Here is an 18,877-nt window from a genome sequence, read left to right on the forward strand (position 1 = left end):
AAAATGAAATGTTGATGGCAAAGCCGGGCTACCTTCACCTCTCCCGCTTGCGAGGGCTTTGCGCAATCGCCTCTGCGGGAGTGAGGGCCTGTATCAGGGATTTTTTTGCTTGCTCTTGGACGGCGCGCGAGGATGTACGGCCTCGTTTGCCCAGCCGATCGACAGTATTGCGGAGCGGCGGTCATGCCGGAACTCCGATTGGGCGCAATATTGCCCATCGTTTGAGGTTCATGGCCAGGCAGAGAAGGCGCAGATGAGTGTGGTTGCGTGCCAGGCCCAGATAGCGAGCGCGGGCCCAGCCGTAGACGCCCTTGAGGCGCGCGAAGACTTGCTCGACCGGCGCGCGGCGCCGTCCCACGGCATCGTTGAAGCGCTTCTGTCGCTCGGTCAGGGCATGATGCTTGTTGGGCCGGAACATCAGCCGCGGCTTGATGCCCCGGGCCGCGAGCCCGGCGCGGCGCTCGTGCTTGTCATAGGCTTGGTCGGCGTAGACCGCCTTCTCGTCACCGCTGATCAACTCGTCGGCCGGCACCGTGTCGTTGACCGCGGCGTCGGTCAGCTTGCTGCGACGGATGATCGCCGAGCTCTGGTCGACGCCGACATGCGCCTTGTAGCCGAAGTACCGCTTGCCACCCTTCTTGGTCCATCGCGCATCCGCATCGCGCTCGCTGTTGACCAGCTTGCTCGGCGCGCGCCCGTCCGGGCCGGGCGGCAGTGGCTCCTTCGGTGGCTTCGGCGGCTTCACCGCCGACGGGATCAGGCTGGCATCGATCAATGTGCCTCGGCGCAGCACCAGCCCGCGCGCGTCGATCTGGCGCAGGATCTCGGAGAACAGCGTCTCGTCCAGACTGGCCTGCTGCAAAGCTTCGCGGAAGCGCCAGATCGTCGTGTGGTCGGGCGTCTCGTCACCGAGCACAAAGCCGCAGAATTCTCGGAACGAGGTCCGGTCATCGAGCGCTTCTTCCAGCTCCGGATCGGACAGCCCGTACCATTGCTGCAACAGCAGCGCCTTAAACATCACCAGCCGCGGATAGGGCGGCGCGCCACGCTCCGGTTCCGGGAGGCCGCGCAGCACGCGCTCGATCGCCGCCCAATCGACCAGCTCGCAAATCCGCCTCAGCACCGCACCCCCTTTCCCCCGCCGCGACGCCAGCGCATCTGCGAAGCTCGCTTGCCCAACCTGCCGATACGCCATCCCCAGCTCCATGTTCAGCTCGGTCTTAGAGAATCGCAGATTCGCCTTTACGCAAAGCCCTCGCTTGCGGGGGAGCTCGGATCGCATCGAAAGATGCGATCCGGGTGGGGGCTATCTCCAGATAATGACGGTCCTGCTCATGGTGAGACCCCACCCCGGCCCTCCCCCGCAAGCGGAAGAGGGAGTGCAGCTTCGCTCGCGGCGATCAGCGCAATGTTATATCGAGCCAACCCAGCGGATTGACCGCGACGCGGTCACCGGTGTCGACCAGGACAGTCGTGGTCTCGGCCTCGATGATGGCGGGGCCGGTGAGCGATTGTCCGGGCTTGAGATCGTCGAGCGCATAGACCGGCACCTCGCGCCAGGCGCCGAACCAGGCCTGCCGCCTGGTTCGGGGCGCGCATGACGCAGACGACGACACTGCGCCGACATCGCTGCCACGCTGCGCGACCTTGCCCACGGCAGCGACGCGGGCGTTGACGAACACCACCTCCTGCCCGCGCGAGGCATAGGTGTAGAGCTCTTCGTGGCGCCGGTGGAAACGGTCCTCGATGTCAGCGACCAGATCGGCAGTGCCGAGATCGAGGTCGCCGAACGGCACGTCGATCTCGAACACCTGCTCGCCATAGCGCATCTCGGCCGAACGCTCGATGGCGATGTCGCCCTTGAACCAGGTGCGCAACCGGCCCACTGCCTGGTCTTCCAGTTCGGCGAACAGAGCCCGGATCTCGCCGGCGGAAATCCGGCCGGTGCCGTAGTGGGTGCGGCTGACCTCGTAGCGGAGATCGCTGGTCAGCATGCCCCAGGCCGAGAGGACGGAGGCGACCGTCGGCACGATGATGCGCTTGATCTCGAGTTCGCGCGCGACTTCCGCAGCGTGCATGCCGGCAGCGCCGCCGAAGCTCAGTAGCGCGAATTTGCGAGGATCGACGCCGCGGCGCAGCGTCATCAGGCGGATGCCGTCGGCCATCTTCAGATTGATCATCTTGGCGATGCCGGCGGCGGCGTCGAGCCGCGATAGATCCAGCGCAGCGGCGATGCGATCGACCGCGGCCTCCGAGGCTGTGCGATCGAGCGGCCGCGCGCCGCCCATGAAGGCTGCGGCATCGAGATAGCCGAGCACCACATTGGCATCGGTGACGGTGGCAGCAAGGCCGCCATTGCCGTAACAGGCCGGCCCCGGCACCGAGCCCGCGCTCTCCGGCCCCACCCGCAAGGTGCGGCCGCCATCGACGCTCGCGATCGAACCGCCGCCGGCCGCGATGCTCGCGATATCGAGGCTGCGCAGCGCGATGCGCTGGCCGGCGAGCATGCCGTCGGCGGAGAGCGACGCCTGGCCACCTGATATCAGCGAGATGTCGGTCGAGGTGCCGCCCATGTCGAACGGCACCAGATCAGGAATCCCGAGCATGCCTGCGCAGCGGCGGCTGCCCGAGATGCCACCGGCCGGCCCCGACAGCACCGTGCCGGCGGCGAGCCGCGAGGCCTCCTCCACCGGCGCCATGCCGCCATGGGAGAGCACGACGAAGAGCGAGCCCTTGAAGCCGGCCTCATGCAGGCGCTGTTCGAGATTGGTGAGATAGCGCTGCACCGTAGGCTGAACATAGGCGTTCACGATGGTGGTCGAGACGCGCTCATATTCCTTGATCTGCGGCAACACGTCGCTCGAGCGCGACACGCTGATGTCGGGAAGCTCCTTCGCGAGCCGTTCGACCGCAGCGAGCTCATGCGCGGGGTTGAGATAGGCGTGCAGGAAGCAGACCGCGACCGAGGTCGCGCCGGATTTTTTGACATCGGCGATGACAGCGCTGAGCGAGCCGGCATCGAGCGGGATGGCCGCGCTGCCATCGGCCTTCATGCGCTCCCGGACGCCAAAACGACGCTCGCGCGGCACCAGCGGCTCGGGCGGCGGCGTGCGCAGATCGTAGCGGTCGGGCTTCAGCCCTTCGCGCATCTCGACGACGTCGCGATGGCCCGCGGTCGTCAAGAGCGCGACCTTGGCGCCCTTGCGCTCCAGCAGCGCGTTGGTCGCGACCGTCGTGCCATGCACCAGCCGATCGGTATCAGTCAGCATTGCCGTCCGCGTCACGCCCAGGCGGCGCGCGAGTTCGTCGAGGCCGGCCATCACGCCGATCGATTGGTCGGCCGGCGTCGACGGCGATTTTGCGAAAACGGTGCGCCCGGTTTCATCCGTGGCAACCAGGTCGGTGTAGGTGCCGCCGACGTCTATTCCGATTGTAAACATCGCTTCCCTACACCGCCTTCGAAATCAAACCCTGCGCAACATCGCGCGCACGCGCCTCTGCCGTCCGCTTCTGGGGCGGTCCCCAACCACCGCCGCCGGAGGAGCGAATTTCAAGGCAATCGCCGGGACGGAGCTCGATGCCGACCTCCTTGGTCTTCAGCACCCGTGGCTCGCGGCCTTCCGACAGCAGGCGATAGTGATGCGGCTCGCCATCTTCGCCGCCGAGCATGCCGCACGGGCCATGACGCGCACCGTCGCCGGCGGTGTTGCCCTTGGCCGGCTTCGCGATTTCCAGCACCATGTCGAGCGCGACACCGAGGCCGCCGCGATGCTGGCCGTCGCCGCCGGAATCCGGACGGAATTCGTGCCGGCGGAAATGCAGGGGGAAGCGCACCTCGGCGACCTCGAGGCTGCCGAATTTGAGGCCGCCGACCGAGTGCCACTCGCCGATCGACGAATAGCCGTCGCCGCCGGGCGAGGCACCGCCGCCGGGCCGCGCCTGGAACATGTGCCAGATGAAGCTGCGTCCGTTGCGCGGATCCTCGCCCTGGATCGCGATGCGGAATCTGCGGCCCCAGCCGCCCATCACACGGTCCGGACACGATGCCGACATCGCCTTGATGATGGCCTCGACGATCTCGTTCGAGGGATGGCTGGTGCACAAGGTAACGGGACGGCCGGGATCGGCCCAGACGATGGTGCCTTGCCTGGCCACCACCTTCAGCGGCCGCAGCGCGCCGGTGTTTTTGGGGATATCGGCGTCGATCAAGTAGGCAAAGGCCATCGCGACCGCGGCCTGCATGTTGGCATGCGACGAATTGACGAAGCTGGTCGATTGCGGGTCGGAGCCGGAGAGATCGACCTCGATGTCGCTGCCCTTCTTGGTCACTTTCGCGGCGATCTTGATGTCGGTACGGCCGTGGCCGTCGTCGTCGAGCAAGGCCTCGCCGTGGAACACGCCGTCCTTCCAGGTCGAGACCACGGCACGGGTCTGCTGCTCGGTGGCGTCGAGAATGGCCTCGATCGCGGCCTCAACGACCTCGGCACCAAACTCGTTGAACAGTTTTGCCACCCGCCGCTCGCCGAGATGCGCGGCGCCCAGCATCGCCGCGAGGTCACCGCGGAATTCACGGGGGTTACGGATGTTCAGCGCCAGCAGATCGAGCAGATCCTCGCGCGGCTTGCCGGCCTCGTAGAGTTTGATGGGCGGGATCCGAATGCCTTCCTGATAGATTTCCGTGGCGGCCGGATTGTAGGCGCCGTGGGTGGCACCACCGATGTCGCTCTGGTGCGCGCGCACGATGGTCCAGAGCAGCCGCTTGCCGCCGTCGAACACCGGCACGAAGGCGGTCAGATCGGGCAGATGGCTGCCACCACCCTGATAGGGATCGTTGAGCAGGATGACGTCGCCGGGCGCGATATCCTTGAACCGTTCTTCCACCGCGAGCGTAGCCCAGGGCAGTGCGCCGACATGGACCGGGATATGGTCGGCCTGCGCGATCAGCCGGCCGCTGGTGTCGCAGATCGCCAGCGAGAAATCCCGGCTGGAATTGAGGATCTGCGAATAGGAGGTGCGAAGCATGGCTTCGCCCATTTCCTTCACGATCGACGAGAGGCGGTGCTGGACGACGGAGCGGGTGATCGGATCGATCTTGGCGGACATCTTTGCCTTGTTGGCGCATGGGATGCGCGAATGGAGGTCGAGGAACCGGCCGATCGAAACCGGAATTCCCTCTTTATACCCAGAGGCTTCCGGATCGCAAACCGGCGCCTCGGGCCGCAAGGTTCACCGATCAGCAAGTCGTGATCGGCAAAAATCTGCGCACCTCGGAATAGAACTCCGCGCTCCGCGTCACACCCCTGCAAGCCGATTGCTTCAGGCAAACGGCTCGCGCGGGCCTCCCCGTCAATCTCCAGGGTGAACGTGATGATCCCACGACTTTTCAGACCCGGCATCCGCGCCGCACTGCTCGGCATGCGTGTCCTGTTTGTCCTTGCCGTCCCTCCGGTGGCATCAGCGCAAGACGCGCATCAGCCGGCCCAGGCTGCTCCGACGGGCGATGAAAAGGCGTTCCTCGCGGACAACGACATCGCGATGACCAAGATGATGAACGACATGGCCGCCAAGCCGAGCGGCGACATCGACCGCGACTTCGTCGCGATGATGACGCCGCATCACCAGGGCGCGATCGACATGGCCGTGATCGAGCTCCGCTACGGCAAGAACGAGCAACTGCGCCGCATCGCGCAGGAGATTATCGTCGACCAGATGCAGGAGATTGCGGCCATGAAGCTTGCGATCGGCGAACAGGTTACAGACTCTGCGCCGGCCCCGACGCAACCCGGTCCGGCGACTGCGGCCGCTCACGATCACATGAACATGTCCCACGACATGAAGAAGCAGGAGATCAAGTGATGAATCGCCAAGTCCTGAAGGGCCTGCTGGCCACCACCGTGATCGCGATGTCGACTTCTGCCTTCGCCGGGCAGGCGCCGGGTGCTGCAGCCTCGCCCGATATTCCGATCAGTCATCACGACCGCGTCTATGCGGCAGAGCAGTTCTCAAACACGGTTTCGGTCACCGATCCCGTCGACAACAAGCTGCTCGGCGTCATCAGGCTGGGCGATCCGCAGCCCGGCAATTTCAGCCCGCTCTACAAGGGCCAGGTGCTGGTCCACGGCATGGGTTATTCGCCCGATCATCACACCCTTGCCGTGGTCTCGATCGGCTCCAATTCAGTGACCTTCATCGATACGACGACAAACGCGGTCAAGCACATCACCTATGTCGGGCGATCGCCGCACGAAGCCTTCTTCACGCCTGAGGGCAAGGAGGTCTGGGTCACCGTGCGGGGCGAGAATTACATCTCAGTAATCGACGCGGCGACTTTCAAGGAAACGATGCGCATCGAAGTGCCGCCCGGTCCGGGCATGCAAATCTTTTCGCCCGACGGGAAATACGGCTACATCTGCTCATCCTTCAATCCGGAGACCGACGTGGTCTCGGTCGCCGACCATCAGATCGTTGCAAAGGTTAAGCAGGAGAGCCCGTTCTGCCCTAACATCGCGGCCACGCCCGATGGCGAGCAGGTTTGGTTCACGCTGAAGGATATCGGCAAGACCCAGGTGTTCAACGCCAAGCCACCATTCAACCCGATCAAGACGATCGACACCGGTCCGATCACCAATCACGTCAATTTCGCCAGGACTCCCAAGGGGACCTTCGCCTACGTAACCATCGGCGGCCTCAATGAGGTGAAGGTATTTCGGACTGACGACTTCTCAGAGGTCGCCACCATTCCCGTGGGCAACCTCCCGCATGGCATCTGGCCATCCGGCGATGGCTCGCGGATCTATGTCGGCCTGGAGAATGGCGACGCGCTCACCGCGATCGACACCGCGACCAACAAGGTGATATCAAACATCCCGATCGGCCAGGCACCGCAGGCGATCGCCTATGTGCCGGAAGCCGCCCCCAATCCGGACGACCGCGAGAATCTCCAGAGCCTCGGCGTCGCCGGCCAGGTCGCTCACCTCACGCTAGCTCCGAAGAAAGAGGCCAAGGGCGACAAGCCGCCGACCAGCGTTTCCCTGTTCGATCAAGGCTTGATCCAGGTTCTGCAAGCGTCCGTCACCGGGCTCGAGCCGAAGCAGCACTATGTCCTTGCGCTGGCCGAGAAGGCGGATGGGACAGGCATGGTGCAGCCGTTGGCAGCTTTCATGACCAATCCTGCTGGCTCCGCGATCGTCGACGCGGCTGGCCCAATCCGCCAGATCGTGCAAAGCTCGGCCAAGGCCGAACGGCGCTACCTCGTCATTTCTGCTGGCGAGCCGTCAAAGCTCGGCGCAGCCGTGCAGGTCCAGATACCTTGAGCGACATGCTGCACCAGATCGAGCCGCTCATTCCAGCGTTGCGCCGCTATGCGCGCGCGCTGGTCCGCAACCACGCGACGGCCGACGATCTGGTGCAGGACTGCTTGGAGCGCGCCGTCAGTCACTGGGACCAGCGCCGCGAAGACGGCAATCCACGGTCATGGCTATTCGCGATCCTGCATAACCTGGCCGTCAACCAGTTTCGCCGCGCGGCGACGCGCGGCCAACACGTCACCATCGATGAGGTGCACGAACAAGAGGTCGGGCAGAACGCGGTGCAGGAACAGACAATGATCTACCAAGAAGCGCTCGCGAAACTCGCCAGACTTCCCGACGAGCAACGCGCCGTGCTGCTGCTGATCGCCGTCGAAGACCTGACCTATGCAGAGGCTGCCAAAGTCCTCAACATTCCCGTCGGCACTGTCATGTCGCGCCTGTCGCGCGCCCGCGAGCGGTTGCAGCAGGAAATCGAGAGGCCCGCGGACCGCCCATCAGGGAACGTCGTGCAGTTGCGGAGCAACCCATGAGCAATCGCCCCATCACGGAAGACGATCTGCACGCCTATGTCGACCGTGCCCTCCAGCCGGAACGCGAAGCCGAGGTCACCGCCTATCTGGAGAGTCATCCGGATGTGGCAAAGCGTGTCGCTGGCTTTTCGGACCAGCGCAGCCTGTTGCGCGCGGCTCTGGCACCGATTGCGGAAGAGCCGCTGCCGCCGCAGCTCAATCTTGCCCGGATGATCGAGAGCCGCCGCCGTCCCTCGTCATTCCGCTGGGCGATCGCAGCCATGCTGATGCTGTGCATCGGCGGTCTCGGCGGATGGGTGATGCGCGGCGCGACGCTGGCGCCGGCGGGCGGAATTGCCGCGCTCGCCCAGGAGGCAAGCGCTTCCTACAACGTCTACGCCTCCGATCGCACCCGGCCGGTCGAGCTGCGTGACAGCACGGAGCTCGTCGATTGGGTCTCCAGCCGACTGCATCAACCGGTCAAACTGCCTGACCTGACGACGTCAGGATATCGCTCGATGGGCGGACGCGTGGTGCCGACCGCGCACGGTCCTGCGGCGATGTTCATGTACGACGATGACCATGGTGACCGGCTTGTCGTGCTGACGCGCCCGATGATAGCAGATCAGAACGCGCCGATGGTCCCGCTGTCGGGCGACGGCGTCGCCGGCTTCACCTGGGCTGACGATGGACTGGGCTATAGCCTCGTGGGGCCACGCACCGTCGAAACGCTGAGACCGCTTGCCAACGAGATTCGAAAGCAGGCGCGGACGATCTAAAGCCGGATGAAGTCAGGTTTAATCGATCTTGCCTCGGGTTCGGTTTCACCTCTCCCGTCGGGGAGAGGTCGATTTGCGTAGCAAATCGGGTGAGGGGCCGCAGCTCTAACGAGAGACCGTAACCCCTCACCCGGCGCTGCGCGCCGACCTCTCCCAAGGGAGAGGTAAACCTATTTTGCCTCAAGCGCGCGTATAGACCAGGAACAGTACTGTCCCGATCAGCAGCGCGACCGCCATGAACAACAGCACCGCCGGCAATCCGAACAGCGCCGCGATGCCGGCGGTGCTCGACTGCATCAGCGCGGCGCCGAGGAAGAAGGCGAGGTTGACCGCCGATAACGCCTTGCCGGTGTTCTGGGCGTCGACGAGCTGCCGCGTCATGCCGAAGATCAGCGGCTGCGCCGAGGTCGTCAGCCCGATCAGGATCAGCAGCACGAGGTCATATTGCGACGGCATCACGGCGACGCCGAACAGGTTGGAGACCGGAAGATGCGGCGCGCCTGCCGCCATCAGCGCGAGCAGCAGCGCGGCCAACGCGTGAGCGGCCGCCACCATGGCGCGGCGATGCCCGAACTTGCGATCGAAGGCGCCGATGCAGATCGGACCTATGATCATCGCCAGCGTGAACAGGCCGAGCAAATTGCCGGCCTCGATGCGGCTGAGGCCCTTCACATTCATCAGCCACGGGCCACCCCACAGTCCGCGCAACGCCAGCGAAGCGCCGAGCGACACCAGCGACAGCGCGATCAGCCCGCGCAGGCCACGCGACAGGCCGAGCCGCAGCACCTCGGTCATCTGCTGCAGCGGTGAGGAATCATCGGCATGGGCGGCGGGCTGCCGCGGCACCAGCGCGAACACGGCGATCAGCACGGCAACGCCAAATCCGGCCGCGATCCAGAAGCCGGCCCGCCAGCCGAACTGGTCGACGACGAAGGCGAGCGGGCTTGAGGACAGCAGCATGCCGATATTGCCGATCGACAGGATCATCCCGGACCACAGGCCAAACTTCGCGGCCGACATTTGCTTGGCCGCGAGCGTCATCGGGCACATCAGCATGCCCGAGGTGGCGACGCCGAGCAGAAGCTGGCCGAGCACGAAGCTCGCCGGCCCGACCGCAAGCCCCGAGACCAGCGTCCCGACCACGGTCCCGGCCAAAAGACACAATGACACCGGCCGCACACCGAAGCGATCCATCGCGGCGCCGACTGGAACTTGCGCAGCGGCAAAGGAGAAATGATAGATCGAGGTGAGGCTCGCGAGCGCCTGTGGCGAAGTGCCGAAATCGGACGCCATCAGGTCGAGGCTGATCGCCGGTATCGTCCGCAGCAACGTCGACAGCATGTGGCCGCAGGCCAACGCCAGAAGCGCAAAAATCAGTGTGCGGAGATCGATCCCCGCATCGTCAGTCGTCGTTACGCCGTCCACGAATCGTCTCTTCCCCGAGCGCTTTGGGAAGGGCGTAACACTATTGGGACGATGGCGGCAATCTGGTTAGCCCTCTCCCCGTTCTTCGCGGGGAGAGGGCTGGGTGAGGGGCTCTCACCGCTGAGATGGTGGTTACCGGATAGTCCTGTACCCCCTCACCCGGATCGCCTCTTCGCGGCGATCCGACCTCTCCCCGCAAGCGGGGCGAGGTGACTTCAAGGCTTATGGAACACCAGCGTCCGCAGCTCGATGCTTTCGCGCGGTGCCGCATCCGCTGGTGTCGTCGGATCGACGAAGGCGGTGTGCGGCCCGAACCGCGTACGACCATCGGTCGCCGAGTCGTAGCACTTGAGCAGGATCGCCTCGTCGGGCGTCATCTCGGGGATGTAGAACCAGCGATGGTTCGGATTGTACTTCACCGAATAGGTCTCGCCGCTGCGGTTCGGATAGATCAGGTCGGAGGCGACGAGATCGCCCGGCGCAATCGTGGTGCCGTCGGCCATCGCGAGCGGCGAATCGCGCAACGGGCCACGGATCGGACGCCACAGATTGATCACCTGGACGCGGCCCTTCACGAGCTCCTCGGCCTCGTCAGGCAGATGCTCGAACACGCGGTTGCGACCGGAGATGTCGGTCTGATCGACATGGACACGGGTCGCAGGCTGGCGCGGGCTGCCGCCTCTGACATCAGCGGCACCGTCGATGCGCTTGCGCACGGTGTGGTCGAAGATGAGGACGCGGTCGGCCTTCAGCGTCGCCTTCAGGAAGGCTTCGACGGCCGGGTAGTAGACGTTCCGAACTTGGTTGTCCTCGTAAAAATCCTTGACGGCCGTCGGGTGCTTGACCAGCGCAAATCCTTCGCGATCGAGCGAGAAATTGTTGGCGATGAGGCGCCCGTCGAAGATCGGAACGTTGTGGGGTTCGGGCAGTGCGGTCGATTTGGGTTCGCCGGGCGGAGGATCGAAGGCGTAGGTCCGGGGCTTGCCCGGCGTCGGTGCGAGATAGTTGAGTTCAGCGGTAACAAACGGCAGCGACTCGATGCGAGTTTCTTGAAGGCCCATGGTGATCTCCCGGACTCGATTGTTCGTGTTGTCTCATTTTGGCGGTGCGGGAGGGGCCGGCAAGGCCGCAGCGAAAATAGCGACGTTCCTATTCTCTCCGGTAAGGAACGAGGAAAATCCTTCCGTTGTCGTCGGCATCGCGTGGATGGTTATTTCGCGGTCACACGAACGGACCGACTCGCGGCTTACCCCTCTCCCCGCCCTCCCCCGCAAGGGCAGGGGAATCGCATGTGCGTGCCTGCAAGTAGTTGCCAAATCGGAAGAAAAGGATTCTGAGGATAGCTCCTGATCTTGAGGGAGCAGCCGATGCAGAGATTTGCGGAATGCTTTTCGGAGTTGCCCGACCCGCGGGCCGACAACGCGCTGCATGACCTGACCGAGATATTGTTCCTCGCGCTGATGGCGACGCTGTGCGGGGCGACGAGTTGCACCGACATGGCGCTGTTTGCCCGGATGAAGGCCTATCTTTGGCAGGATGTGCTGGAGCTTAAGAACGGTCTGCCGAGCCACGACACATTCAGTCGGGTGTTCCGGATGCTTGACCCGAAGGCGTTTGAGGTCGCGTTTCGGCGCTTCATGAAGGCCTTTGCGCAAGGCGCGAAGATCAAGCGGCCACGCGGGGTGATCGCGCTCGACGGCAAAGCGTTGCGGCGCGGCTACGAACGCGGCAAGAGCCACATGCCGCCGGTGATGGTGACCGCCTGGGCGGCGCAGACGCGCATGGCGCTCGCCAATGTGCTGGCGCCGAACAACAACGAAGCCGATGGCGCCCTGCAGTTGCTTGCGCTTCTGCAGCTCAAGGGCTGCGTGGTCACAGCCGACGCCCTGCATTGCCACCGCGCGATGGCCAAGGCGATCGTGGAACGGGGCGGCGACTACGTGCTGGCGGTGAAGGCGAACCAGCCTACTCTGTTGGAGGATGCCAAAGCCGCAATCCGCGCCGCCAAACGCAAGGGCAAGACCTCGCTCACCACCAAAGACGCTGAACATGGACGCAACGAAAAGCGTGTTGCTCTCGTTGCACCGGCTCCCGACATGGCCAGGAAGCACGACTTTCCAGGCCTCAAAGCTGTTGCCCGCATCACCAGCAAGCGGGGCCAGGACGACACGGTCGAGCGCTACTTCCTGATGAGCCGCCCCTATAGCCGCAAAGAGGTCCTGCGCATCGTCCGCGCTCATTGGGGCATCGAAAATAGCCTTCACTGGCCGCTCGACGTCACCCTCGACGAGGATCTTGCTCGCAATCGCAAAGACAACGGACCGGCCAATCTGGCCGTGCTTCGCCGCCTGGCCCTCAACGTCGCCCAGGCTCACCCAGACACCACAGTCTCCCTGCGCGGCAAGCTCAAACGCGCCGGATGGAACGATGCCTTCCTTTTTGAACTCCTCGGCCACATGCGATAGCCCTGCCCGCAAGGGGGGAGGGAGCCCTACCGATGTGCTCATCACACGTTGATCGGTTGACCAAAGCAATCCCAATCGCTTCGGCCGACCCATGCCAGGCTACCTGCGCCGATGTGAGGGAGGCACGGTCGAAAGGGTTCCCTCCCCCCTTGCGGGGTCCGAGGCGAGCGAAGCTCGCTCTCGAGGTTAGGGAGAGGGGTGCCACGCGGCATGCTCTCTCAACATGCGCCTCGCAAGCGGGAGAAGGAGCGCACCGCCTATGCGAGCAAAACTAAAGCCCGGTGCTCTTCTCGACAGCTCCGATAAACGACCGATCGACGATATCGGCGGCATTGACCTTCTGCCGGATCAGGCCCCAGCGGTCGTAGAGATCAATGGTCTTCTGCTCGTCGGCCACCACGCCGTCATCGATCGGAACGATCCGGATCTTGGCCCGCGCCAGCCAGTTCCGCGCCACGGCGGACGGAATGTTCATCAGCCTGCCCCAGGTGGCGGCGTAGCTCTCGACATTGCCCTGCGACCAGGCGCGCGCGGCGGTCAGCCGGCGCACGAAATCCTCGAGCTCCGCACGCTTGTCCTTGATCGCATCGGGCGTCGCGACCTGGAAGCCGATGCCGGGCGTGATGCCCTCCGCCGTAATCACGCCGCGTGACTTGAACAGCACCTCCTCCTGGCTGACATAAGGCTCCCACGTCGACCATGCATCGACCGAGCCTTGCGTGTAGGCGACCTTCGCATCCGACGGCGCCAGATACACGATCTGCACGTCGCTGGCCTGCCATCTCCGCTGCTCCAGCGCGGCCAGGATCAACTGATGGCCGATCGAGCCGCGGCCGGTTGCGATCTTCTTGCCGCGCAGATCGTCAAAACTCTTGATCGCGGACTTCTCCGGCACCACGATCGCGAGCCCCTCGCGCGACTGCCGCACGGCAGCGATCGCCTTCACCGGGACGTTGGCGGCGGCGGCAAAGGTAAACGGCGCATCCCCGACCAACCCGGTGTCGATCGCGCCTGCGCCCAGCGCCTCCAGCAACGGCGCTGCCGCGGCGAACTCCTTCCATTCGATCTTGTAGGGTACGTCCTTGAGCACGCCGGCCGCCTCCATCACGGCCTGCGAATTGCCCTTCTGGTCGCCGACACGCAGCACGGTCTGTGCGGCGGCAACGTCGATGGCGGCGAGCGCAATCGCTGCCGCGACAACAAACCGGATCATTCCGCGGCAATCCCCCGCTGCTCGTCGCGCGCGGCGATCAGCCTGCGCGTCTGCGGGATCAGTTCGCGGCCATACTCGATGGCGTCGACCAGCGGATCAAAGCCGCGGATCAGGAAGTGGCTGACGCCGAGGTCGTAATAGTCGCCGAACACCTCGGCGACCTGCTCGGGCGTGCCAACCAGCGCCGTGGTGTTGCTGTTCGCGCCGGTGAGTTTTGCCATCTCGGTCCACAGCCGCTTGTCGATGCGCGCCCCCTGATCGGCCAGCGCCAGCAGCCGCTTGGCGCCATCGGTCGCGTGGTTGGGCCGGCGGTAGCCGGTCTTGTCTTGCAACGCGGTGGCCCGTTCCAGAATCTCATCGGCCTTCGCCCAAGCCTTCTCCTCGGTATCGGCCAGGATCGGCCGCACCGACAGACTGAAGCGCGGCGTTGGCCGGCCGTATTTTGCCGCGGCAGCGCGCACCCGCGCGGTGACGTCGCGGACCTGCGCATAGGATTCGCCCCATAGCGCGAACGTATCCGCGTGCTTGCCCGCGACCTCGATCGCAGCGTCCGATCCGCCGCCGACGAAGGTGTAGACGCCACCCTTCTGCAGCGGCTTCACCGTCGAAAAACCGTCCTCGACGTTGTAGTATTTGCCGGTGTAGTTGAACGGCTTCTCGCTGGTCCATTCCAGCCGCACGACATCGAGAAACTCGTTAGTGCGGGCGTAGCGCTCGTCCTTGTCGTCGAGCGTGTTGCCGTCCTGGCGCAACTCGATGGCGTTGCCGCCGGTGATGACGTGGAGCGAGACGCGGCCGCCATAGAACTGGTCCAGCGTCGCGAGCTGCCGCGCCAAAAGCGTCGGCGCGGTGAAGCCCGGCCGCTGCGCGATCATCACCTTCAGCGATTTGGTGATGGTCAGAACATGCTGGGCGACCTGCAACGCATCGGGCGTGGTCGAATGGAACGCCAGCAGCGCGCGGTCGAAGCCCGCGAGCTCATGCGCCTTCGCGACCGTCTCGATATAGGGCGGATCGAGCACCGGGCCGGAACGGACGACGGTCTCGGAAGAATTGTTGTTGGTGATGAAGCCGATGAACTCGACGGACATGGCAGCAACTCCGGTTTCGTTGACTGTTGTTTTCAAACGCCCAGCGCAAGGCGTCCGGCGGAGATACGGGTGGCATCGTCTTGCGGGGTATGGACGCGGCCGCACAGCACGTCGCGGTAATGACGCTCGAGCGGATTGGTTCGCGACAGACCGTGATTGCTGGTCAGCGACAAGGCATCCTCCACCGCTTTGACGGCGTTGTTGGTCACCGTCAGCTTGACGATGTTAGACTCGATCGCGGTGAGCGGGAAGCCGTTATCGAAATCGGCGGCAAAGCTCTCGATCAGGCGCGTATTGACGGCGAGCCGCGCCTCGATGCGGCCAACCACCTCTTGCATGCGCGGCAACGTCGCCAGCGGCGCCCCGAGATTGGCGGGCACCCGCTCCCTCAAGAAGGTGACGAGCCAGTCGCGGGCCGCGCGCGCGACGCCGTCGTAGATCGCGGCCACGAAGATGGCATGCACGACGCTGTGCGTGAAATCGGGAACCCTCCACTCGTCAGGCTTGCGGACGTCGATCTCGGAATCCAGCGGAAACACGACATCGTCAAAGATCACGGTGTGGCTGCCGCTGGCGCGCAGGCCGAGGTGATCCCAGGTCTGCTCGATCCGTGTTCCCGGCAACCCGGCCGGAACCAGAAACAGCCCGACCCGCGTCTCGGTCTCGTCGGTCTTGGCCCAGACCGCGTACCATTTCAGGATCGGCGCGCCGGTCGAATAGATCTTCCTGCCGCTCAGCCGCCAGCCGGTTTCGGTGCGCCGCGCTGATGTCGCCGGCAGGCCGCCGCGTGCAGGCGAGCCTAGTTCGGGCTCGACCCGCAATGCGTTGATCAGTGCCACGCCCTCGACCGTTTCCCTGGCGAGCTTGCGCGAGAGACGACCGGGCCAGCGCGTGCTGCGCGCCATCACCAGATGCTGGATGTAGTGCATCGAAAGGACAAGGGCGGTCGACGGATCGGCCTTGGCGATGATGCCGAGGATGCGCGCGGTATCGCACGCGCCTGCCCCCACTCCTCCGAGCGCTGCCGGCACGGTCAGCGCCAGCAGTCCTTCGCGCGACAGGTCAGCGAAATTCTCGAAAGGGAAGCTGGCATCGCGGTCATGGGAGGGGGCACGCGCGGCAAATACATCGGCGAGCTGCAACGCGCGCACGACGTAGTCGGGCTCGCCGGTGGACGACAGCTCCCTGGCAGCTATCGTCACCATGTCGCCTCCAATCCGAGCAGGCCGAGGATCTGTTTGCGCAGCTCGGCAAGATAAGGATCGCCGCGATGACGCGGATAAGGCCGCTCCACGGCGATATCGGCCGTGATCCGCGCCGGGCGATCGCTGAGCACGACGACCCGGTTGGCGAGCACCAGCGCCTCTTCCACGTCGTGGGTAACGAGCAGCGTGGTAAAGCCCTTGCGCTGCCACAGCGCCACGATCTCGGACTGCATCGCGATCCGCGTCAGCGAGTCGAGCTTGCCGAGCGGCTCATCGAGCACGAGGATTTTTGGATCGTTGACCAGCGCACGCGCCAGCGCCACGCGCTGCGCCATGCCACCGGAGAGCTGATGCGGATAGGCATTGCGGAACGACGACAGCCCGACCAATTCGATCACCGCGTCGACCCGGTGCCGCTGCGTCTTCAGGATGCCCTGCGCTTCCAGCCCGAGCGCCACATTGTCCCAGACCGAGCGCCACGGAAACAGCGTCGGATCCTGGAACACGACGACGCGGGACGGATGTGGCCCGGTGATGCGGATTTCATCCTCCCGCAGCGCGCCGGCGCGCGGCTTCTCCAGCCCGGCAACCAGCCGCAGCAGGGTCGACTTGCCACAGCCGGATGGGCCGAGCAGTGCGACGAATTCGCCGGGCGCGATCGACAAACTCACATTGTCGAGAACCGGAAGCGTGGCGCCATCGATGTCGAAGGCATGGCTGACACCTTCAATGTCGAGCGCAGCGCCGACCGCGGGATAGGTGATGGCCTCGGCGGCTTGCGCTACCATTTGACGACACCTTTCTGCCAGACCAGCAGGCGATCGCGGGTGCGGAACAACAGCGTGATCGCGCCGGAGCACAGCAGCGACATCACGATCAACGCCGCATACATGTTGGAGTAGGCCGCCCAGCCCTGCGCCCATTGCAGGTACCAGCCGAGACCCGCCTTGACGCCGATCATTTCGGCAACGACGAGCACGGCAAAGGACGAGCCGAGACCCATGAACAGGCCGACGAACACATGCGGCAGCGCCGCCGGGATCGCGACCTTCAGCACCAGGAACGACGGCTTGGCACCGAGCGTGCGGGCAACGTCGTAATAGGCGCTGTTGACACCAGCGACGCCCGACCAGGTCAGCACCGTCACCGGAAAACCGGTGGCGAGCGCGATCAGGAAGGTCGAGGCGCTCCAGCTCGACGGAAAGGAGAAGAAGGCGATCGGCAGCCAGGCGGTGGCCGGCAGCGGGCCGATGAAGCGCAGCACCGGATGCACCCAATAGCCGATCTTTTGCGACCAGCCGATCGAGACGCCGGTCAGGAAGCCGACCGTCGCGCCGATGATGTAGCCACCGAGTTGCAGCTTGACCGAGGCGAACACGCTGTCGAGCAGCTTTGGCAGATCGTCGGTATAGACCTCGAGGATTGCCTGCGGCGGCGGGAAGAACGGCAGCGGCAGCCAGGCGAACTTGGCGGTCGCCACCTCCCACAGCGTCAGGAACGCGCCGAGCGCGACAAGCCACAGCGTACGCTTGCGCAATGCCTCACCTGCATTGCCGAGATAGTCGGCGCCGAAGGTGCCGAACAGCACGAAGGCGGCGACCACGATGGCGCCGATGCCGAGTGAGTCCGTGCGTGACCAGTCGCCAAGATCCGGCCAGTACAGGCATGCCAGCCCGAAGGCGAGCCATGCGAGGCTCGCCGCGAGGCCTACACCATAGCCACCGCTGCGCAGAGTTACCCATGTCGTTGCGGCGCGGGGCGCCGCCGCGTCAGACACCGAGTACGTCGACATAGATCCGCTCCGCGAATTTGGCTGTATCGGTGCTCGGCTTGAACACCGAGACCGATTTCAAGTCGTCGGCATAGCCCTTCAGCTCGCGCTTGAGTACTTCTCCCACCGGATGATGGTGATGAGTGTGGTAGCGCGCCATCGCCTCGAGATCGGCGAGGCTCGCGGCCTTCGGCGCATAGGGCTGGAACGACTTCGCCGCCTTGTCTGGATTCTGCGAGGTGAACATTGCAGAATCCAACAACGCCTGGGTGATGGCGCGCGCAACCTGCGGCTCCTCCCGCACCAGGCTGCCACGCAGGCCGACGATGCAGCAGCTCTTGTCCTTGTATTCGCCGTCGAGGTTGGAGGCGACCTCCTTGTACTGCGGGTCCTTCAGCCAGAGATAGGCCAGTGGATCCGACGACAGGAATGCCTGCACCTCGCCCTTCTCGACGGCGAGGTTGAGCAGGTTGCCGGGATAGGCGCGCCAGTCGACGTCCTTGACCGGGTCGATGCCGAGCTTGGACAACTGGATCGAGAAGAAATTCTTGTCGGGCCCCGCGAGATCGCCGACCGCGACAGCCTTGCCCTTGAGATCGGCGAGCTTGTCGACGCCGGAATTGCCGCGCGTCAGCACCCGCATGCAGCCGCCATGGGTGCCGGCGGCGATCTTGACATCAAAGCCCTGCTCCAGCGGCTTGAGCCAGCGCAGCGCCATGCCGAGGCCGGCGTCGCTCTTGCCGGTGGCGATCGCCTCCAGCAGTTGGTCCGTCGAACCCGAATAATTGACGAGCTCGACCTCGAGATTCTGCTTCTGGAAGAAGCCGTAGTCGATCGCGACCGGCAGCGGCGCCAGGCAGACCGCGCCCGCATTCCATGACAGCTTCAGCTTGCGCGGGCTGCCTGATAGCGGCGGCGCATCGGACGCCGTCTTGCAGACCGGGAATTCCGAGAAGTCGATCGCCGGCACCGGACCTCGCGCCGAGAAGGCCTGCGCGCCAAACGCCCCGATGGGCGCCGCAAACGCCGCGGCGGCTCCCGCGCGCAGCAATGTGCGGCGATCCATCACCGTCTTGTTGTTATCCGTCGACATCTTCACTCCTGCATTT

General features: G+C 64.8%; 16 protein-coding genes. 5 read left to right on the forward strand and 11 right to left on the reverse strand.

All coding sequences use genetic code 11. The annotated features are described in order from the left end of the window. Window positions 1-181 precede the first annotated feature (181 nt). The 3 genes from ACP2YO_RS32940 to ACP2YO_RS32950 form a co-directional block, all read right to left on the reverse strand. The gene (locus ACP2YO_RS32940) at window positions 182-1,195 is read right to left on the reverse strand and encodes an IS5 family transposase (RefSeq protein ID WP_426434110.1); all 1,014 of its coding nucleotides are present in this window, start codon (window positions 1,193-1,195) and stop codon (window positions 182-184) included. 205 nt (window positions 1,196-1,400) lie between these two features. Next, on the reverse strand, window positions 1,401-3,440 hold the full coding sequence (locus tag ACP2YO_RS32945; protein ID WP_426435300.1) for a hydantoinase/oxoprolinase family protein: 2,040 nt from the start codon (window positions 3,438-3,440) through the stop codon (window positions 1,401-1,403). Window positions 3,441-3,447: 7 nt separating this feature from the next. Then, window positions 3,448-5,103, reverse strand: a complete 1,656-nt coding sequence (locus ACP2YO_RS32950) for a hydantoinase B/oxoprolinase family protein (protein WP_426435301.1) — start codon at window positions 5,101-5,103, stop codon at window positions 3,448-3,450. Window positions 5,104-5,367: 264 nt separating this feature from the next. Between ACP2YO_RS32950 and ACP2YO_RS32955 the strand changes: the two genes are divergently transcribed. The 4 genes from ACP2YO_RS32955 to ACP2YO_RS32970 are packed head-to-tail and all read left to right on the forward strand — an operon-like array spanning window position 5,368 to window position 8,598. Further along, complete coding sequence (locus tag ACP2YO_RS32955) at window positions 5,368-5,856, forward strand: DUF305 domain-containing protein (protein ID WP_426435302.1); 489 nt, start codon at window positions 5,368-5,370, stop codon at window positions 5,854-5,856. Continuing rightward, the gene (locus ACP2YO_RS32960; RefSeq protein ID WP_426435303.1) at window positions 5,856-7,313 is read left to right on the forward strand and encodes a YncE family protein; all 1,458 of its coding nucleotides are present in this window, start codon (window positions 5,856-5,858) and stop codon (window positions 7,311-7,313) included. Before ACP2YO_RS32955 ends, ACP2YO_RS32960 begins: the two co-directional genes overlap by 1 nt. Beyond that, the gene (locus tag ACP2YO_RS32965; protein ID WP_426435304.1) at window positions 7,310-7,840 is read left to right on the forward strand and encodes an RNA polymerase sigma factor; all 531 of its coding nucleotides are present in this window, start codon (window positions 7,310-7,312) and stop codon (window positions 7,838-7,840) included. The genes ACP2YO_RS32960 and ACP2YO_RS32965 overlap by 4 nt, the downstream gene beginning before the upstream one ends. Further along, window positions 7,837-8,598 (forward strand): anti-sigma factor family protein, encoded by a 762-nt coding sequence (locus ACP2YO_RS32970; protein WP_426435305.1) that lies wholly within the window; start codon window positions 7,837-7,839, stop codon window positions 8,596-8,598. Before ACP2YO_RS32965 ends, ACP2YO_RS32970 begins: the two co-directional genes overlap by 4 nt. 180 nt (window positions 8,599-8,778) lie before the next feature. On the opposite strand, the gene ACP2YO_RS32975 is transcribed toward ACP2YO_RS32970, so the two are convergent. Next, window positions 8,779-10,023, reverse strand: a complete 1,245-nt coding sequence (locus ACP2YO_RS32975) for an MFS transporter (protein WP_426435306.1) — start codon at window positions 10,021-10,023, stop codon at window positions 8,779-8,781. Between the two features lie 215 nt (window positions 10,024-10,238). Beyond that, window positions 10,239-11,084 carry a CmcJ/NvfI family oxidoreductase gene (locus ACP2YO_RS32980; protein ID WP_426435307.1) on the reverse strand — a complete coding sequence of 282 codons (846 nt, stop codon included), beginning with the start codon at window positions 11,082-11,084 and terminating at the stop codon, window positions 10,239-10,241. A gap of 306 nt (window positions 11,085-11,390) precedes the next feature. Here ACP2YO_RS32980 and ACP2YO_RS32985 point away from each other — a divergent pair, with 306 nt between their 5' ends. Then, window positions 11,391-12,488 carry an ISAs1 family transposase gene (locus ACP2YO_RS32985; RefSeq protein ID WP_426435191.1) on the forward strand — a complete coding sequence of 366 codons (1,098 nt, stop codon included), beginning with the start codon at window positions 11,391-11,393 and terminating at the stop codon, window positions 12,486-12,488. A gap of 271 nt (window positions 12,489-12,759) precedes the next feature. Here the strand turns inward: ACP2YO_RS32985 and ACP2YO_RS32990 are convergent, their stop codons facing one another. Genes ACP2YO_RS32990 through ACP2YO_RS33015 form a run of 6 tightly spaced genes read right to left on the reverse strand, consistent with a single transcriptional unit; the run spans window position 12,760 to window position 18,861 of the window. Next, window positions 12,760-13,701, reverse strand: a complete 942-nt coding sequence (locus ACP2YO_RS32990) for an ABC transporter substrate-binding protein (RefSeq protein ID WP_426435308.1) — start codon at window positions 13,699-13,701, stop codon at window positions 12,760-12,762. After that, window positions 13,698-14,792 (reverse strand): LLM class flavin-dependent oxidoreductase, encoded by a 1,095-nt coding sequence (locus ACP2YO_RS32995; protein WP_426435309.1) that lies wholly within the window; start codon window positions 14,790-14,792, stop codon window positions 13,698-13,700. The genes ACP2YO_RS32990 and ACP2YO_RS32995 overlap by 4 nt, the downstream gene beginning before the upstream one ends. A 32-nt stretch (window positions 14,793-14,824) precedes the next feature. After that, the gene (locus ACP2YO_RS33000; protein WP_426435310.1) at window positions 14,825-15,997 is read right to left on the reverse strand and encodes an acyl-CoA dehydrogenase family protein; all 1,173 of its coding nucleotides are present in this window, start codon (window positions 15,995-15,997) and stop codon (window positions 14,825-14,827) included. After that, complete coding sequence (locus ACP2YO_RS33005) at window positions 15,991-16,785, reverse strand: ABC transporter ATP-binding protein (protein ID WP_426435311.1); 795 nt, start codon at window positions 16,783-16,785, stop codon at window positions 15,991-15,993. The genes ACP2YO_RS33000 and ACP2YO_RS33005 overlap by 7 nt, the downstream gene beginning before the upstream one ends. Beyond that, on the reverse strand, window positions 16,779-17,789 hold the full coding sequence (locus ACP2YO_RS33010; RefSeq protein ID WP_426435312.1) for an ABC transporter permease: 1,011 nt from the start codon (window positions 17,787-17,789) through the stop codon (window positions 16,779-16,781). Before ACP2YO_RS33010 ends, ACP2YO_RS33005 begins: the two co-directional genes overlap by 7 nt. Then, window positions 17,767-18,861, reverse strand: a complete 1,095-nt coding sequence (locus ACP2YO_RS33015; protein WP_426435313.1) for an ABC transporter substrate-binding protein — start codon at window positions 18,859-18,861, stop codon at window positions 17,767-17,769. The genes ACP2YO_RS33010 and ACP2YO_RS33015 overlap by 23 nt, the downstream gene beginning before the upstream one ends. Window positions 18,862-18,877 lie beyond the last annotated feature (16 nt).

Origin of the sequence: Bradyrhizobium genosp. P (genome assembly GCF_049949265.1) — a bacterium.
Taxonomy (GTDB): domain Bacteria; phylum Pseudomonadota; class Alphaproteobacteria; order Rhizobiales; family Xanthobacteraceae; genus Bradyrhizobium.

Coding starts and splice junctions, on each gene's coding strand:
- ACP2YO_RS33015 (WP_426435313.1), bottom strand. CDS start 18,861: ATGTCGACGGATAACAACAAGACGGTGATGGATCGCCGCACATTGCTG.
- ACP2YO_RS32940 (WP_426434110.1), bottom strand. CDS start 1,195: ATGGCGTATCGGCAGGTTGGGCAAGCGAGCTTCGCAGATGCGCTGGCG.
- ACP2YO_RS33000 (WP_426435310.1), bottom strand. CDS start 15,997: ATGGTGACGATAGCTGCCAGGGAGCTGTCGTCCACCGGCGAGCCCGAC.
- ACP2YO_RS33010 (WP_426435312.1), bottom strand. CDS start 17,789: ATGTCGACGTACTCGGTGTCTGACGCGGCGGCGCCCCGCGCCGCAACG.
- ACP2YO_RS32980 (WP_426435307.1), bottom strand. CDS start 11,084: ATGGGCCTTCAAGAAACTCGCATCGAGTCGCTGCCGTTTGTTACCGCT.
- ACP2YO_RS32990 (WP_426435308.1), bottom strand. CDS start 13,701: ATGATCCGGTTTGTTGTCGCGGCAGCGATTGCGCTCGCCGCCATCGAC.
- ACP2YO_RS33005 (WP_426435311.1), bottom strand. CDS start 16,785: ATGGTAGCGCAAGCCGCCGAGGCCATCACCTATCCCGCGGTCGGCGCT.
- ACP2YO_RS32985 (WP_426435191.1), top strand. CDS start 11,391: ATGCAGAGATTTGCGGAATGCTTTTCGGAGTTGCCCGACCCGCGGGCC.
- ACP2YO_RS32945 (WP_426435300.1), bottom strand. CDS start 3,440: ATGTTTACAATCGGAATAGACGTCGGCGGCACCTACACCGACCTGGTT.
- ACP2YO_RS32960 (WP_426435303.1), top strand. CDS start 5,856: ATGAATCGCCAAGTCCTGAAGGGCCTGCTGGCCACCACCGTGATCGCG.
- ACP2YO_RS32995 (WP_426435309.1), bottom strand. CDS start 14,792: ATGTCCGTCGAGTTCATCGGCTTCATCACCAACAACAATTCTTCCGAG.
- ACP2YO_RS32950 (WP_426435301.1), bottom strand. CDS start 5,103: ATGTCCGCCAAGATCGATCCGATCACCCGCTCCGTCGTCCAGCACCGC.
- ACP2YO_RS32955 (WP_426435302.1), top strand. CDS start 5,368: ATGATCCCACGACTTTTCAGACCCGGCATCCGCGCCGCACTGCTCGGC.
- ACP2YO_RS32970 (WP_426435305.1), top strand. CDS start 7,837: ATGAGCAATCGCCCCATCACGGAAGACGATCTGCACGCCTATGTCGAC.